The organism is Candidatus Pantoea bituminis, assembly GCF_018842675.1.
GTDB classification, from domain to species: Bacteria; Pseudomonadota; Gammaproteobacteria; order Enterobacterales; family Enterobacteriaceae; genus Pantoea; species Pantoea phytostimulans.
Genome location: NZ_JAGTWO010000001.1, coordinates 92,897 through 108,438, shown reverse-complemented (window position 1 = coordinate 108,438; position 15,542 = coordinate 92,897). Strand labels below are relative to the sequence as shown.

General features: G+C 51.6%; 15 protein-coding genes and 4 pseudogenes. 16 read left to right on the top strand and 3 right to left on the bottom strand.

Features of this window, described 5'->3' with window-relative positions:
* The 11 genes and pseudogenes from KQP84_RS00570 (at position 1) to KQP84_RS00535 (ending at position 8,674) form a co-directional block, all read left to right on the top strand.
* The gene (locus KQP84_RS00570) at positions 1-1,554 is read left to right on the top strand and encodes an ABC transporter ATP-binding protein (RefSeq protein ID WP_215844786.1); all 1,554 of its coding nucleotides are present in this window, start codon (positions 1-3) and stop codon (positions 1,552-1,554) included.
* Positions 1,535-2,005, top strand: a complete 471-nt coding sequence (locus KQP84_RS24865) for an ABC transporter permease family protein (RefSeq protein ID WP_252515086.1) — start codon at positions 1,535-1,537, stop codon at positions 2,003-2,005. Before KQP84_RS00570 ends, KQP84_RS24865 begins: the two co-directional genes overlap by 20 nt.
* Positions 1,918-2,640, top strand: coding sequence for an ABC transporter permease (locus KQP84_RS00565; RefSeq protein WP_309140114.1), 723 nt, complete (start codon positions 1,918-1,920; stop codon positions 2,638-2,640). The genes KQP84_RS24865 and KQP84_RS00565 overlap by 88 nt, the downstream gene beginning before the upstream one ends.
* An 8-nt stretch (positions 2,641-2,648) precedes the next feature.
* Positions 2,649-3,386, top strand: coding sequence for an ABC transporter permease (locus tag KQP84_RS00560; RefSeq protein ID WP_252515085.1), 738 nt, complete (start codon positions 2,649-2,651; stop codon positions 3,384-3,386).
* Between the two features lie 15 nt (positions 3,387-3,401).
* Positions 3,402-3,587: a hypothetical protein gene (locus KQP84_RS24860; protein WP_252515084.1), complete on the top strand. Its 186-nt coding sequence runs from the start codon at positions 3,402-3,404 to the stop codon at positions 3,585-3,587.
* Between the two features lie 3 nt (positions 3,588-3,590).
* Positions 3,591-3,827 (top strand): cupin domain-containing protein, encoded by a 237-nt coding sequence (locus tag KQP84_RS24855; RefSeq protein WP_252515083.1) that lies wholly within the window; start codon positions 3,591-3,593, stop codon positions 3,825-3,827.
* A complete protein-coding gene (locus KQP84_RS24850; RefSeq protein WP_309140099.1) occupies positions 3,782-4,012 on the top strand; it encodes a cupin domain-containing protein in 231 nt (76 codons plus the stop codon). Before KQP84_RS24855 ends, KQP84_RS24850 begins: the two co-directional genes overlap by 46 nt.
* Positions 3,930-4,784, top strand: a complete 855-nt coding sequence (locus KQP84_RS00550; RefSeq protein ID WP_252515082.1) for a cysteine hydrolase family protein — start codon at positions 3,930-3,932, stop codon at positions 4,782-4,784. The genes KQP84_RS24850 and KQP84_RS00550 overlap by 83 nt, the downstream gene beginning before the upstream one ends.
* A complete protein-coding gene (locus KQP84_RS00545; RefSeq protein WP_215844784.1) occupies positions 4,784-6,169 on the top strand; it encodes an amidohydrolase family protein in 1,386 nt (461 codons plus the stop codon). Before KQP84_RS00550 ends, KQP84_RS00545 begins: the two co-directional genes overlap by 1 nt.
* A 506-nt stretch (positions 6,170-6,675) precedes the next feature.
* A complete protein-coding gene (locus tag KQP84_RS00540; protein ID WP_252515081.1) occupies positions 6,676-7,077 on the top strand; it encodes a DUF4174 domain-containing protein in 402 nt (133 codons plus the stop codon).
* 395 nt (positions 7,078-7,472) lie between these two features.
* Positions 7,473-8,674 (top strand): annotated as a pseudogene (locus KQP84_RS00535) (multidrug effflux MFS transporter).
* Between the two features lie 7 nt (positions 8,675-8,681).
* Here KQP84_RS00535 and KQP84_RS24845 read toward each other — a convergent pair.
* The 3 genes and pseudogenes from KQP84_RS24845 to KQP84_RS00525 all read right to left on the bottom strand — a co-directional run bounded on the left by KQP84_RS24845 (position 8,682) and on the right by KQP84_RS00525 (position 10,654).
* Entirely contained in the window at positions 8,682-9,023 is a 342-nt protein-coding gene (locus KQP84_RS24845) for a nitroreductase family protein (RefSeq protein WP_252515080.1), read from the bottom strand.
* Positions 9,020-9,361, bottom strand: coding sequence for a nitroreductase family protein (locus KQP84_RS24840; RefSeq protein ID WP_252515079.1), 342 nt, complete (start codon positions 9,359-9,361; stop codon positions 9,020-9,022). The genes KQP84_RS24845 and KQP84_RS24840 overlap by 4 nt, the downstream gene beginning before the upstream one ends.
* A gap of 269 nt (positions 9,362-9,630) precedes the next feature.
* A pseudogene (locus KQP84_RS00525) lies at positions 9,631-10,654 on the bottom strand (alpha/beta hydrolase).
* A gap of 275 nt (positions 10,655-10,929) precedes the next feature.
* Between KQP84_RS00525 and KQP84_RS00520 the strand changes: the two are divergent.
* The 5 genes and pseudogenes from KQP84_RS00520 (at position 10,930) to KQP84_RS00500 (ending at position 15,541) form a co-directional block, all read left to right on the top strand.
* Positions 10,930-12,095: pseudogene (locus KQP84_RS00520) on the top strand (aldo/keto reductase).
* 14 nt (positions 12,096-12,109) lie between these two features.
* Positions 12,110-12,790 (top strand): heavy metal response regulator transcription factor, encoded by a 681-nt coding sequence (locus KQP84_RS00515; protein ID WP_215844781.1) that lies wholly within the window; start codon positions 12,110-12,112, stop codon positions 12,788-12,790.
* Between the two features lie 15 nt (positions 12,791-12,805).
* A complete protein-coding gene (locus KQP84_RS00510) occupies positions 12,806-14,260 on the top strand; it encodes a heavy metal sensor histidine kinase (protein WP_215844780.1) in 1,455 nt (484 codons plus the stop codon).
* Between the two features lie 63 nt (positions 14,261-14,323).
* Positions 14,324-14,803 carry a (R)-mandelonitrile lyase gene (locus KQP84_RS00505; RefSeq protein WP_215844779.1) on the top strand — a complete coding sequence of 160 codons (480 nt, stop codon included), beginning with the start codon at positions 14,324-14,326 and terminating at the stop codon, positions 14,801-14,803.
* Positions 14,781-15,541 (top strand): annotated as a pseudogene (locus KQP84_RS00500) (carboxymuconolactone decarboxylase family protein). The gene KQP84_RS00505 and the pseudogene KQP84_RS00500 overlap by 23 nt, the downstream one beginning before the upstream one ends.
* Position 15,542: the final 1 nt, after the last annotated feature.

The following is a 15,542-nucleotide window of genomic DNA, read 5'->3' as shown; positions in this document are numbered from 1 at the left end:
ATGACAGCAACGGCTACTATACGGATCGCGCTTAACCACATTACTAAACGCTTTGCCCGTGTCACCGCCAATGACGATGTTTCACTCAGCATCAAGCAAGGTGAAATCCATGCGCTGTTGGGAGAGAACGGCGCCGGAAAAAGCACTTTAATGCAGATCCTGTACGGACTTTATCAACCAGATGAAGGTGAGATAGTGGTGGATGGCAAAGCAGTAAGTTTCCGCGATCCCAGCGACGCCATAGCCTGTGGTATCGGTATGGTGCATCAGGAATTTATGCTGGTGCAACCCATGTCGGTTGTTGAGAACGTCGTGCAGGGCCTGAAGGAAAACACCAGCGGCGTACTTAATTTGAAAGCGGCGGCAGAACGTTTGCAGGCGTTGTCGGATAAGCATGGGCTGGCAATAGATCCTTGGGCAAAAGTGCAACACCTTCCTATCGGCGTACAGCAGCGTGTTGAAATTCTTAAACTGCTCTATCGCGACGCGCAAGTGTTGATCCTGGATGAACCCACCGCAGTACTGACACCACAAGAAAAAGCGGGCCTGTTTTCAACGCTGCACTCGCTGTGCGCAGAGGGCCGCTCAGTGGTTATTGTTACCCATAAACTCTATGAAATCATGGCAATCGCTGATCACGTCTCTGTAATGCGGGGCGGAAAGATGGTCGATTCCGTAGCCATAGAAGAGACCTCGGAACGCGATCTGGCTCGCCGAATGGTGGGCCGCGATGTAGTGCTTCGAGTAGAGAAGCAACCGTGCAAGCCGGGCAACACTGTGCTGCATGTTGACAATATCGCCGTGCGTGATGCGAGCGGCCAACAAAAAATCTGGCGGGTTTCACTGACTGTAGCAGCGGGTGAAATTCTCGGTGTTGCTGGCGTGGACGGAAATGGACAGTCAGAACTGGCCGAAGCGCTGCTTAATCTACGAGAAATCGAAGCCGGCCATATTCGTTTAAACGGTGAAGATATCAGTGATGCATCACCCGCCGAACGCCGCAATAAAGGAATGGGTTTTATACCGGCCGATCGTCGGGGTGTCGGCTCAGTGACCGAGCTCTCTATCACTGATAATGCCATGCTTGGCACTCATCGCAGCTTTACGCGTGCGGGAGGTTGGCTGCTGGATCGACAACGGATGAGTCAACATGCGCGCGACATCATTGCGCGTTTTGCGGTACGCACACCAGATGTCGATTTTGAGGCCGGTAAATTATCCGGCGGCAATTTGCAGAAGCTGATCCTGGGTCGAGAAGTGGCGAGTGAGCCCTGTTTGCTGGTGGTTGAACAGCCGACTCGCGGGCTGGATGTCGGGGCGATTGAAAGCGTATGGCAAGGGCTGATTGCAGCACGTGATCGGGGCTGCGCCATTTTAATGATTTCAGCGGAGCTGGAAGAGATCATGAATCTTTCCGACCGCATTGCCGTGATGTACAACGGCCAGATCGCGGGTGTACTCAATGCCGCAGACGCCACACCAGAACAAATCGGCGCGCTGATGGCGGGCGCGCATCTGGCTAATAAAGAGGGCAATGATGAAGAAGCTGCTTGAGCGTCGTCTCGCCCCGGCTGAATCAACCTCCGCAGTCATGCTGACCAGCTTTTGCGGCATTTTTGCCGCTTTTGTCATTGCCGGGCTGCTGTTTATCCCCTTCGGCGGCAACCCGCTGGCGGCCTATGGCTTTCTGTTTGATGAGGCGTTTGGCTCACTACGCAGCATTGGCCTCAGCACGGTGCAAGCCACACCGCTCATACTGATCGCCTTGGCCACCATTGTGGTTTGGCGTGCAGGTCTGGGTTATATCGGATTTGAAGGCTGCTTTCTTGTGGGCGCCACTGCTGCAAGTTGGATTGCATTAGCGGGCACGCCACAGGGCTTTCCCTGGTCTATCCCCCATTGCTCTACTGGCCACTGGTGTTGCTCGCCGCCTTTCTGGCCGGCGCAATCTGGGCCGGCTGGGTGGGCGCCTTGCGCGTACGCTTTGGCGGAAATGATGTACTGATCTCACTGATGGCCAATTATGTGGCGGTATTTATTGTGCAGTATCTGGTCTCTGGGCCAATGCGCGCGCCAGGAGATTTGCCACAGACCCCGCGTCTGCCGGTGGAGAGCTGGCTGCCCTTCGTGATGAGCGGTATGCGCGCCCACTGGGGCATTGCTATTGCGCTGGTCGCCACGCTGTTTGTGTTTTGGCTCTTGCGCGCGACGCCTGCCGGTTATGAGATAAAAGTGGCTGGCCTTAATCTTCGCGCAGCCCGATATGGCGGCATTGATGTAAATCGTCGTCAAATGGGTGCCATTTTCCTTGGCGGTGGCCTGGCGGCATTGGCCGGTCTTTGCGCCGTACTCGGCGTTCAACACCGATTAATGGAAGGCATCTCTGGCGGGGTCGGATTTATTGGCGTCGTTGTGGCTCTGTTGGCACGACTAAATCCCTTGTTGGTGATTCCCACAGCCATTCTTTATGGCGGTCTCGAAGTTGGCGGTAGCGCAATGCAGCGGCAAACCGGTTTACCCACCTCGGTGGTACTGATCCTGCAAAGTCTGGTGGTGTTACTGATTTTGGCAGGTGATATGTTGCGCTATTACCGATTGCGCATACCCGGCCTGAATAAGCGACGTTGTCAGCTCGCGTAGGATAAATCATGAGCGCATTGGCAAACCTCGATACGGCATTTTTTATCAGTTGGCTGGCTGCGGCAATTCGCCTTGCCGGGCCAGTGCTACTGGCCGCACTGGGAGAAATCTATGCCGAACGGTCTGGCGTATTAAACATTGGTATTGAAGGCACCATTTTAATGGGCGCATTGACCAGCTATATGACGGCTGTCGCCAGCGGCTCGACCGCACTCGGGTTTATCGCAGGCGGCGTAGGCGGACTCATCGTCGGTTGCGTGCTTGCCGCCCTCTATTTACGCGCCCATGCCAGTCAGATTGTAGTTGGCATAGTCTTCAATATTTTTGCTGCGGGTCTCGCGACTTGGATCTACGCGCTGGTTATGGGTACGGCCTCATCGCCGACGATTCCTATGCTCGAACCCTGGCATATACCGCTACTTTCGTCATTGCCGTTTATCGGCCCGATCTTTTTTCAGCAGCCGCTGCCGCTTTATCTGACGTTGATACTGGCGATAGTGGCGCACTATGGCCTGTTCCATACCCGCTTTGGCCTCTCTTTACGGGCCGTGGGAGAAAATCCTCGTGCTGCACACGCTGCGGGTCTCAATGTGTTGAAAATCCGCACCTGGGGCGTGCTGTTTTCCTGCGTGGGTGCCGGACTGGCGGGCGGCTATCTGGTTACCGCACAAATTGGTTTGTTTCGCGACAACATCGTTAGTGGGCAAGGTTTTATCGCGCTGGCCATTGTGATATTTGGCCGCTAGAGTCCACTCAAGGCGATGGTCGCTGCATTTATCTTCGGGGCAGCAGATGCACTGCAGTTGTCACTACAACTGTTTGAAAACACGCTACCTCCCCAACTTCTGCTCGCCCTGCCCTATTTGCTCACCATTTTGGCCATGTCTGGCGTGGTAGGCCGCACGCTACAACCCAGCGCGTTAACCCAGCCATATCGTAAGGAATAAAACATGAAAAAATTTCGTTTTAATAATATCGCAGATGTTCAGGCATTCCGTATCAGTGCTGACAGCAGTAATTATTTTGCCATCCTGTTCGATAAGCCCCTGGACGATATTGAGAATATTTTTGTCGTCGAGATTTTTAATGTTGGCGGCGCGACACCCCCAAACGAACATGCTACTGCCCACGAATTTTTTATGTGCTGCACGGTGAAGGGATTGCCCGCTGTAACGATGAGGAGGTAACCATCAAAAAAGGCGACTCGCTGTTACTTCACCCTGGCAACGATCACGCCATTCGCAACACGGGTACAGGAAAACTGTATACGCTAACGGTGATGACACCCAATGAAGGATTTTCAGAGCTCATCCGAAGCGGTGAGTCAGTCACGCTGGATGCAGAAGATTTATCCGTGTTGTCGGGAGAGTAATATGCCAGCGTATGTATTAGGCAGCACCCAACAAAACCAGTGGCGGGTCTCGCCGGAGGTGGTCGATACGCTTCGGCCCACAAGACAATCGCGATCCGCTACGCTTGAGACGCGTAATCGTTCTGTGATTATCGATCTAAACCGCAGCGCACTGGTGGTGGTGGATATGCAGAATGATTTTTGTCATCCCGATGGCTGGCTGGGCAACCTGGGCGTTGATATCAATCCCGCCCGCGCGCCGATTTCGCCGCTGCAACAGTTACTTCCGACGTTAAGAGAGGCTGATGTCCCGATCATTTGGCTTAACTGGGGCAACCGGCCGGACAAATTGAATCTGAGCCCCGCCCTGCTTCACGTCTACAACCCACAAGGTGACGGCATTGGGCTGGGCGATCCGCTTCCGATTTCTGGTGCACCTGTATTGGAAGCGGGCAGTTGGGCAGCGGCAGTGGTTGATGAACTGAAGCCCAGTGAAGATGATATTCACGTAAACAAGTACCGTATGTCCGGCTTTCAGGATACCGAACTCGATAGCATCTTGCGTAATCTGGATGTCACTACGCTGCTGTTCGCTGGCGTCAATGTCGATCAGTGCGTGCTCTGTACGTTACAGGACGCCAATTTCCGCGGTTATGACTGTCTGCTGCTAGAAGATTGCAGCGCCACCACCTCTCCGGACTATTGCCGTGATGCAACGCTTTACAACGTGCAGCAGTGCTTTGGCTTCGTGGTCAACTCCACTGAAATCCTTCACCAACTTAAGGCAGATTAATGAGCTACTTGCTTGCTGATGGCTGGATCATCACCATGAACCCGCAGCGTGAAATCTTAGAACAAGCCAGTCTGGTGATTGAAGATGACAGGATCAGTGCGATTGGAACACGGACAGCGCTGGCAAAAGCTTATCCAGAAGCAGAAACCGTTGATTGCCGTGAACGCATTATCATGCCGGGCATGGTCAATACCCATACGCATCTGTTTCAAACCCTGTTGAAGGGATTGGGTGATGATATGGTGCTCAAAAAGTGGTTTGCCTGCATGACGGGTCCGAGTGCTGTTGCGCTCACTGAAGAGGACGTTTTCGCTGCTGCGCTGCATGGTTGCATTGAATCGCTGCGCTCCGGCGTGACATCACTGGTTGATTTTATGTACGCGCATCCCAAACCGGGCCTGACGGCGAAAGTCATTGAAGCATTTGAAATCAGTGGAATACGTGGACACGTTTGCCGAGGTTTCCTTACCAGCGGTGCTGAACATGGCATCCCGACAGAATTGATTGAAACGCCGGAACAGGCGTTGGCAGATGCCCGGGCAGTGATCCACAAATACCATCGCCCTGATGGGCGCGTAAAAGTCGGTATTGCGCCCAGTATGATTTGGGCACTGGATGAAAAGGTGCTGAGAGGGACGCGCAAGCTGGCAGATGAAACAGGCGTTATGATCACCACCCATGTGGCCGAAACTGACTTCGAAATCGAACAGGCAAAGCTGCGCTTTCAGGCAACAGATACTGAATTTCTCAGCGAAATTGGTTTTCTTGGTTCCGATGTGCTGGCGGTTCATTGTGTGCAGTGCAGCTCCCGCGATATCCGCGCCTTAAAACATCATGACACTCGCGTTTCACACAATCCTTGCAGCAACCTTTATCTCGCATCTGGCGTGCCGCCCATCCCGGAAATGCTGGCGGCGGGTTTAACCGTGGGTTTAGGTTCAGATGGTCCTGCCAGCAGCAATAATCACAGCCTGTTTCAGGCCATGAAAGTCGCCGCTTTGATGCAAAAAGGAGTCCATCGCGATCCCACCATCATGACCGCTGAAAAGGTGCTGGAAATGGCAACCATTGATGGGGCGCGTGCAATTGGTCTTGATCATCTTGTCGGCTCACTTGAACCTGGCAAGCGTGCTGATGTTGTCATTGTCGATACGCGTCATCCGGCAATGACACCCATCCATCATCCGGTCTCATCTCTTGTTTATTCTGCTCTGGGGCATGAAGTCAGTGATGTCTTTGTTGATGGTAAATGGCTATTGCGAGACGGAGAATTCACGCATCTTGATCAGAGAGAAGTCATGGCGCGTTCACAACGGGCAGCGCATTCTCTGGCGGTACGTACCGGCAACAACAAGCAACGCCAATGGCGCTCATCCGCATTCTAGCGTTGCCGGCGAGAAGTTCTCAGTGGCTGACATTGCCGTCATCGGCGGCATGATTTTTCGACGTTAGTGAAACTTCCCGTCACGGCAGAGTGCGTCGTATTACGTGACTGCCACGCCAGGATGTTGGCAAGACCCAGCGTTCAGCAGTGGCAGGCTAGGGTTGATGCCCGTCGTCTCTGAAAAACATCTGGTTTATTCATCTCGGGGAAAGGGTAAACAGACATTCTCCCGTTCTTAATAACATGAAATAAGAACGGGAGAGTTGGTAATAGTTTGTCCTTCCACCTCAACTGGCCCGGTTCGTAAATATGCGACCAGGCCATTAAAATTCCACTAGCCTTGTTACAGCATCGTTCATTTAAATTCATGACGCTTCGTCATCTTAATAAACGGCTTGTTCAGGCTGGGAGAGAAACGCAATGCTGCGCATCAAATCATTCTTATCGGCCCCTTCCCACCCTTATCGCCACTTCCGGCGTGGCGTTCTTCGGACTTCATGCCAACTCATGGCCACATTATCTCTGCTGTTGTGCACGGCTTCTCAGGCGGTTGACATCACTCTGTTTCGTCCTTTAACGCCTGAAACCGCCAGTCTGAATCAGTATCAGTGGCAATATCGGCCCGTTGTGATCTTTGCCCCTTCGGAGACAGACCTGAATTATGTTCACCAAATGGCGATGCTGGAAAAGAGCAAAGCTGAGCTAGCCGAGCGCGATATTATCGTACTGAGCGATACTTCCCATGCCTCAAAAGGACACCTACGCGCTCAACTAAAACCCGCCGGGTTTGAAGTTGTGCTTATTGGCAAAGATGGCGGTATGAAAATACGGGAAACAAAACCGATAAGTTCAGAGGATTTGCTCTCCACCATTGACAGAATGCCGATGCGTAAAGCCAATCTGGACTGATGTGCCACACGAAGCAGGAAAAGGTTAATAAAATACAATCATGATAAGAGTAAATTATTTGGTCTGACTACCAAGTAAAGGTGTGGCTTCTATGAACAATGACTTAGGCCCATCCGTTTTTCCCGTTATCTTGGTGATTGCTGCCTTTGCAAAACCCCCCGTCAACTGCATGTCACGATTTCTGCCAGGAGCGAGAAGAGGACATAAGCGTTGTTAAGCGGGTAATGACTATTGAGTCGCTCTGATGCAGGCTCTTGTGCCACCAGACTTTCACAGGCTTGAAAATTCATAACATTGATGAATATCATTCATAGGACCTATGCCTCTGCTTACCATTATTTGTCAGAATAAACCCGTTAACATGCGTCTATCTCTTTATGTCCTGACGGATCACCATGCTTAACCTACAGGCTCAAACACAGCCAGCGACAGTTAAAAAAACGGTCTTTCTTTTGTACTTATTCTTAGTGCTTTGATGGCTGTTACCTCCCTATCAACCGATATCTATCTTCCTGCTATGCCCATCATGGCAAAAGATTTACAGGGCGATGCAGAACTGACAATCACAGGTTTTCTCATTGGTTTTTGCATTGCACAGCTTATTTGGGGACCGATTAGCGATCGTTTCGGGCGACGTCTGCCGCTGTTCATCGGTTTGGGATTGTTTGTTATAGGCTCGGTAGGTTGTGCGTTATCTACAGATATCGTAGAAATAATTTTCTGGCGCGTTTTTCAGGCTTTAGGCGCCTGTACCGGTCCGATGCTGGCGCGGGCAATGATCCGCGATCTTTTCAGTCGTACTCGCGCAGCACAAATGCTTTCGACCCTCATGATCATCATGGCAATCGCGCCGATTGCTGGTCCGCTGATTGGCGGACAAATGATTAGAGTCACATCGTGGCACGCCATTTTCTGGCTGCTGGCGATTATCGGAACAGTCATGCTGATATCGTTATTCTGGCTACCGGAAACACTACCTGAAGAAAAACGCTCACACGCTTCCGTGACCGGTGCTTTTCGTAATTATTACGCATTACTGGCCAACGCCAGTTATATGCGTTTTACGCTATGCCTGACGTTCTACTACGTTGCTGCCTATGCCTTTATTACCGGCTCACCGTTTGTTTACATCACGTACTTCGGCGTTGATCCGCAGCATTACGGTTGGCTATTTGCAGTAAACGTTGTTGGATTGATGGTGGTAAGTATGGTTAACAGACGCCTGGTCCATCGTTATCCACTGGAAGTGTTACTCAGGATTGCTGTCTTCGTCGCAACCCTGAGCGCATTAGCACTTGCTGTCACAACTGCGTTAAACGTTGGCGGAATTACCGTGATCGTGGGAACCGTATTCGTGTTTTTCTCCATGAATGGCATCATTGCTGCAACGTCTACGGCTTGTGCCCTGGACGCTGTACCTAATGTTGCAGGTTCAGCATCGGCGCTAATGGGCGCGTTGCAATACGGAAGCGGCATTATCTCTTCGCTGCTCTTGGCACTATTTAGTGATGGCACGCCATGGACAATGAGCTGGATCATTGCCGTGTTTACGGCAGCCAGTGCTCTGATGGCACTGACTGTTCAGGTAAAAAAATAGCGCTTATTTATCGATGCCAGATGACACTATCTTCAACAGAAACCCGTCCTTCCCTGTAACTCAGAGAGGGATGGTTTTTGTCTGGAATACCAAACGAAATGCCGTAAAGCAGCTTGAAATTCTCCGGTATATTTAGGATCCGGCGCACCGTTTGCGCAAAGTAACTCAGTACTGCCTGCGGTACTCCGGCATAACCGCGAGCCTCCAGTGAAAGAAGGAATGTTTGTGCATACATACCGGCATCGGAGGCAACGCGAACGTTGTCCCCTACAGCAGGAATGAACAATAGGGCTACATGGGGTGCTCCGAAAAACTTAACGTTGCGTTCGACCACTTCTGAACGACTCAAATTATCACCACGCGCAACTCCCAGTGCCTGGTAGTACGATCTCCCTGCTCTGAAGCTCGTTGCCTGAACGGATTGGGATAGGCTTCTTTATCGAAAGTAAAATCAAGAGAGTAGCTTCCGACCTTTAGATCTGTAGTCAGTGCATGACTTAATTCGTTAAGCTTTTCCCCCGCTACGATATGCAGGGACCAGGGCTGAGTGTTGCAATTTGATGGTGCGCATTGCGCTTCATGCAAAATGTCATAGAGAACATCGTTGGGAATAGGCGATGGAAGAAAGGCTCTTGCCGAGTGTCTGTTTTTTACAACTTCATGGAATGAAGGTTCTCGCGAACTCATCTGCTCCTCCGTCTAAAACTGATCTTGATGGGATTCATCACTCTCTCATCATTCATCCTGTCACATCAGGCGCCTGGTTATCATTCCTTGCACATGATTAGGTCTATGAATTTCATTCATAGCGCCTATTCAATGTGCGTAATTATCTTTAACGCCAACTTAGTTAATCTGAGCATATCGAGCTAATAAGCGCTGTAAAAATCAAGCGGGCAATGGATACAGCCAGGGGCGATAATAGCCCGGCTGGCTGGGGTATTGTCGGAGACGGGTTAAATATTCTTATCGAAGAAAACGTCCAGCTTTTGCATTGCCTGGTCAACGTAACGAGGAACCCAATAGGTTTCGATATGGGTAGCGCCGTCGATCAAGAAGAGTTCTTTATTCTTCGTACCGGTGGCTTTAGCGAATGCATCTTCAGTCATATACAACGTATCAGCTTTTGTACCGGCAATCATGAGCAGCGGTTTGTTAATAAGCTTGATATGGTCAGTCACATCAAAACTCATCAAATCCAGCAAACTGCTTGTGGTGTACTTAAAAGTTGAGTTTGGGTGTGCGTGGGTTTTCCAGTAGTACTCGTAACCCTGTCGATATAAGGCAAAAGGTAATTTAGCGATCTGTTCGTCGGTCAGGTTGGCATCACCGGAGTAAAGCACTTCGCCTCCGGCTGCTTCCTGAGCACGCGCGTCAGAAGCCTGCTGAAGACGCTGCTGGATAGTGTCCAGCTGTGAATCCTGCATACCATTACGGCGCACAAGACCTGAATTAAACATGCTGATGGTTGCAATCGATTTGAACCGTTTGTCCGTCTCGGCAGCAACAAGTGAATACCCGCCGCCTCCGCAAATGCCAAGCAGACCGAGGCGGGAAATATCAACCCCGGATACTGGCTGATGTAGTCAGCCATGCCGTGAACGTCTTCAATACGGTTAGCCGGTTTATCCACGCTGCGAGGCATACCACCGCTGCCCCCTGGTAGGCTGCATCGGCGGTAATCGTAATATAGCCATGTTCAGCAAGTCGCTGCGCATACAACCCGGCGACCTGTTCTTTTACGCCGCCATTAGGATGTGCGACTACCACAGCAGGGTATTTTTTGGCGGGATCGTAGTTAGCAGGCGTATAGACATTCGCGACAATCTGGATGCCATGTAGATCGTACTTCACCGGATGAATGTTGACCTTGCCTTTAACATTTTCGGTGATGGCACCGTCATAGACGAGTGTGAATGGATTCTTTTTGTAATCAGCCGCATTGACTGAAGTCACTCCGGCCATTGCCGTTAGCAGCATTGCACTTATAAGCGTGAATTTCATGGTCTCTCCCGATGAGTGTTAGCCTGGCTATGCAGGCTTCTGGTAGCAAATATACGGGCACAGATTAGGGAAGAGAGCTGTCAGCATCGTGACAGGTAAATAACGTTTTTGTCAGGAAGCCGTTATGTGGCAGGCAGCATTTTCTGACGGCCCTGTCAGGTAGCTGTCAGCTTTATGTTGGCAATCAAGGAGCAGAATGCTGTCAGATTCCTTGAGGTTCATGTTCAATTTGCTGAGAAAAGGAGTGATCAATGAAAAGTCAAAACAACCCTGCGATGCCTGGACGACGTAAACTATTAGTGGCCGGTGCGGGTATCGCCACCGCTTCACTGATCCCCCACGCAATGGCCGCTGGGAAATCCTCTCAGGTCGATCCATCGAGAAAAAGCTCCCAGCGTCCTGCTGCGCCGGGCAAGCGCAAGCTTGGGAAGCTGGAAGTCTCCGCGGTGGGACTCGGTGTTCAGAACATGAGCCGTAAATACGACACTTCTGTTCCCTGGCGTCCCGAGATGGTCAATGTTATCCGTCAGGCATTTGATGTAGGGGTGACGTTCTTCGACGCTGCTGAAGCCTACGGCCCCTTTGAAGTAGAGAAAATTCTCGGAGAAGGCGTCGCCCCGTTCCGAGACAAAATCGTTATCGCCACTAAGTTTGGCTGGAATATTGATCAGCAGACAGGCAAACGCCTGCCGGGCCTCAACAGCAAACCGGAACATATCCGACTGGTCGTCGAAAATATGCTTAAGCGCCTACGTACCGATCGCATTGATTTACTGTATCAGCACCGGGTTGACCCTCAGATTCCGATCGAAGATGTCGCAGGCGTAATTAAGGATCTCATGGATCAGGGAAAGTCCTGCAATGGGGTCTGTCAGAGATGGGGACAAATACCTTAAGACGGGCTCATGCGGCATTACCTGTAACAGCCGTACAAAGCGAATATTCACTGCTCTGGCGGGGGCCAGAAAAGCATGTGCTTCCACTGTGCGAAGAGCTGGGAATTGGGTTTGTACCATGGAGCCCATTAGGTGTGCAGTTTCTAACAGGCTGGATTGATGAGAAGACACGATTCGCTGCCGGTGATTTCCGCGCGACAGAGACTCGCTTCTCGCCCGATAATCTACCGCACAACTTACAGCTAGTTGAATTGCTCAAAACCTGGGCAATAAGAAAAAATGCCGTACCGGGCCAGATTGCTCTGGCATGGTTACTGGCTCGCAAACCCTGGATTGTCCCGATCCCCGGCACCACAAACAAAGACCATATGCTGCAAAATACGGCCGCTACAGGCGTCTCGCTGACTCCCGCCGAAATGACTGAGCTTACTCGCTCACTTGACGCTATCACTATCCAGGGTCAACGGTTGCCAGATGCTGTACAGGTTTATTCAGATGTTGAAGCACCATTAAAAAGTTAAGAGGAAATCTCGTTATGCGTCTGTTGTTAGTTGAGGATGAAGAAAAAACGTCAACCTATCTCAGCCGTGCGCTGGGTGAATCCGGATTTACGGTGGATGTCTCTGCTGATGGATCTGAAGGTCTTCATTACGCGCTGGAATTCGACTACGACGCGATAATCCTTGATGTGATGTTACCGGGAATGGATGGCTACCGGGTTCTCGAAGGTGTGCGGGCGACTAAACAGACTCCTGTGCTGATGCTTTCGGCACGGGGATCGGTTGACGAGCGCGTTAAAGGCCTTCGTCTTGGCGCGGATGATTATCTGCCCAAGCCTTTTTCGCTTATTGAACTGGTTGCACGCATTCAGGCACTGGTGCGTCGCCGCTCCACGGATGGCGCAGATATAACCCAACTGCATATTCACGATCTGCATCTCGACTTACTGGCTCGCCGGGTATTACGCGCCGGAACACGACTGGAACTGACTGCGAAAGAGTTTTCCCTGTTGAGCCTTCTGGCCCGGCATCAGGGCGAGATTCTGTCAAAGATGATGATTGCTGAGCAGATATGGGACATGAATTTTGACAGTGATGCCAACGTGGTTGAAGTCGCCATTAAACGTCTGCGAGCCAAAGTTGATGCTCCGTTTGACGTCAAATTGCTGCATACCGTTCGTGGTATGGGGTATGTCCTCGAAGTCCGGACTGAATAAATGAAGAGGATAAGCATGCTTAAGCGTTCCATCTCCGTTCACCTGGCGGTGATGTTTGCCTTATCTGCGCTGCTGATTGTGTCCGTTATCGGTATCCTGCTGCGAAGTTCACTCCATGATTCTCTGCAAAAGCAGATGCACAACGAACTGTTGTTCCGGGAATCATTAATGAGTCCATGGATCACCGCACGAACCTCGGCTGACGGCTGGTCTATGCTGGCCAATAAATTTACCGTGCTAACCAATTCCGAAGGTGAGCGCGTTCGCTACTGGATAGTGAGCGATAATCCACGCTTTAGCATGGGTGGAGCGCCACCAGTGGGTGTTAAGTGGTCTTCTTTGCGGGAGGGCTTTAATAAAGTGCCCGGCGCATCGGAAGGTGCGTGCTCACTGTTCCTGTTAGTGAAAACTATACCCGCGAACGGTGAAAGGCCTGAGCTGCGCTATGTGGTTGCCATCGACTCCACGCCTTACATGGGAACACTCGATACATTCACACGTACACTGCTGATCATTGCTGCACTGGGCGTAGTGATTGTCGCCTTGCTGGGATACATCGTCTCAAGGATCGGGCTTCGTCCGGTTAGGACTCTCAGTAAACAGGCCCGGCATCTCGCACCGGGAGACCATGGCCAGCGCCTGAATACCAAGGCATTACCTGAAGAATTGCAGCATTTAGCCTCATCTTTCAACGGTGTGTTAGAGCGTCAGGAAATCGCCTGGCGACAGCTCGAAAGCTTTAACGCCGATGTTGCTCATGAACTCCGTACACCGCTGACTAACCTGATTGGTCAGACGCAACTGGGTCTCTCACGCCGACGTTCGCAGGATGAACTGGAAGAGTTACTCGGTTCAAATCTTGAGGAGCTTGAACGCATGACGTCGATAGTTAACGACATGCTGTTCCTGTCCCATGCGCACGCGGGTGAACATGCTTCCCAGCTTGCCCAGGTATCCCTGCGGGAGGAAACCCTGAAAACAGCGGAGTATGTTGACCCCTCTTTTGCTGAAAAACAGCTTTCGCTGGACGTTGAGGGCGAAGTCACCGCGCATATCGACAGGCGACTGTTCCACCGTTCACTGGCTAATTTACTGGAAAATAGCGCAAGACATTCACCATCCAAAAGCACGGTTACTGTGCGGTTAAGTGAAAACAATAATCTGGCGTATGTTGAAGTTTCTAACCCTGGCGACCCGATAGCACCAGAGCATTTACATCGGCTTTTCGAGCGCTTTTATCGCGTCGACACCTCCAGAGCCCGGAGTGATACCCATCATGGGCTGGGTTTATCAATCGTACGTGCCGTTGCCATTATGCATCGGGGAGAAGTCTTTGCGCGAAGCGAAGAAGGCGTCAATACCTTTGGACTGACCTTTGCAATGCAACCGGATAACGAAGGCGGCAGTGCGCGCGCCGGGACGCCGGGAATAAGGTTAACTGACACAATTGTCAGGAGGTCGTCAGCCTGACGACATGTCACCCTCGTTAGAATCATCGCAGGCTATTCCCATCCAACGATAAGGACGCTTTGCATGACTCGACATTTACGTTACCTCGGGCTGTTGCTCCCCCTTTTTACTTTTTCATCCTGGGCAGCGGAGCAAAATATCACTGTCCCTATTGCCCCCGCCGGAAGTCAGAACGCCGTTTACGGGCCAGCAGAAAATTTTACCGGCCGCGTCCGGGTTGATCCTCTTTTCAAGCCCGATAATGACATTACTGTTTCAGGTGCTTATGTCACGTTTGAGCCAGGTGCTCGTTCCGCCTGGCATACGCACCCGGCAGGCCAGCGGCTGATTGTGACCTCAGGTGTTGGACTCACTCAACAAGAAGGCCAGCCGGTGCAGGTTATCCGAGCTGGTGACGTTGTCTCTTGCCCGGCAGGCGTCAAACACTGGCACGGGGCTGCGCCCGGCAGCGCGATGACGCATCTGGCGATAACCGGGATTGTGGATGGCAAAAGCGTTAACTGGATGGAGAAAGTGACAGATGAACAATACCACGCCCATTAAGGCATTAACGGCAGCGGTACTGCTGACCTTTGGTTTTAGTCTCACGGCGAATGCTGCGCCAGTGACAAAAGGAGCCACAGGAATGAATCAGGAACAAACCGTTTCAGACACGTTGTCTGCTCGCCAGCAGGCAATCCCTTTGATTGCGGCATATATGGCAAGCAGTCAGATGGATAAGCTGAACAGTGCGCTGAATCAGGGGCTGGACGGCGGACTCACCATCAACGAAGCCAAGGAAATTCTTGTCCAGCTCTATGCCTATACGGGCTTCCTCGCAGCCTGAACGCGCTTAATGAACTGATGAAGGTCGTCGAAGCGCGTAAACAACGTGGAATCAAAGACTTTGAGGGTAAAGAGCCCGTATCCCCGGTTCCTGTCGGCGATGAACTCCGTCGTGTCGGCACTGCAAACCAGACTAAAATCTCAGGTGCGCCAGTACAGGGGCCACTTTTTGATTTTGCACCGGTTATTAATCAATTTCTGCAAACGCATCTGTTTGGTGACATTTTCGCCCGCGATAACCTTGACTGGCAAAGCCGCGAGCTGGCAACGGTTGGCGCATTAGCGGCTACCCCAGGCGTTGAGTCCCAGTTGTTGTCGCATACGCGAGCGAGCATGCGGGTCGGCCTGACAGTAGCGCAGCTGCGCCAGCTGGCACAGGTTCTGCGTGAACATGGCGAAAATGATGCGGCTACGCGAACTGACAAAGCGCTGCAACAGGCGCTCGCAAACAATTAGG

What these genes read in the sequence shown, in the direction of transcription:
- KQP84_RS00510 (WP_215844780.1), top strand. Translation starts at nt 12,806, where the DNA reads ATGCTTAAGCGTTCCATCTCCGTTCACCTGGCGGTGATGTTTGCCTTA.
- KQP84_RS00560 (WP_252515085.1), top strand. Translation starts at nt 2,649, where the DNA reads ATGAGCGCATTGGCAAACCTCGATACGGCATTTTTTATCAGTTGGCTG.
- KQP84_RS00515 (WP_215844781.1), top strand. Translation starts at nt 12,110, where the DNA reads ATGCGTCTGTTGTTAGTTGAGGATGAAGAAAAAACGTCAACCTATCTC.
- KQP84_RS24860 (WP_252515084.1), top strand. Translation starts at nt 3,402, where the DNA reads ATGGTCGCTGCATTTATCTTCGGGGCAGCAGATGCACTGCAGTTGTCA.
- KQP84_RS24855 (WP_252515083.1), top strand. Translation starts at nt 3,591, where the DNA reads ATGAAAAAATTTCGTTTTAATAATATCGCAGATGTTCAGGCATTCCGT.
- KQP84_RS00550 (WP_252515082.1), top strand. Translation starts at nt 3,930, where the DNA reads ATGAAGGATTTTCAGAGCTCATCCGAAGCGGTGAGTCAGTCACGCTGG.
- KQP84_RS00570 (WP_215844786.1), top strand. Translation starts at nt 1, where the DNA reads ATGACAGCAACGGCTACTATACGGATCGCGCTTAACCACATTACTAAA.
- KQP84_RS00545 (WP_215844784.1), top strand. Translation starts at nt 4,784, where the DNA reads ATGAGCTACTTGCTTGCTGATGGCTGGATCATCACCATGAACCCGCAG.
- KQP84_RS00540 (WP_252515081.1), top strand. Translation starts at nt 6,676, where the DNA reads ATGGCCACATTATCTCTGCTGTTGTGCACGGCTTCTCAGGCGGTTGAC.
- KQP84_RS24865 (WP_252515086.1), top strand. Translation starts at nt 1,535, where the DNA reads ATGATGAAGAAGCTGCTTGAGCGTCGTCTCGCCCCGGCTGAATCAACC.
- KQP84_RS24840 (WP_252515079.1), bottom strand. Translation starts at nt 9,361, where the DNA reads ATGAGTTCGCGAGAACCTTCATTCCATGAAGTTGTAAAAAACAGACAC.
- KQP84_RS00505 (WP_215844779.1), top strand. Translation starts at nt 14,324, where the DNA reads ATGACTCGACATTTACGTTACCTCGGGCTGTTGCTCCCCCTTTTTACT.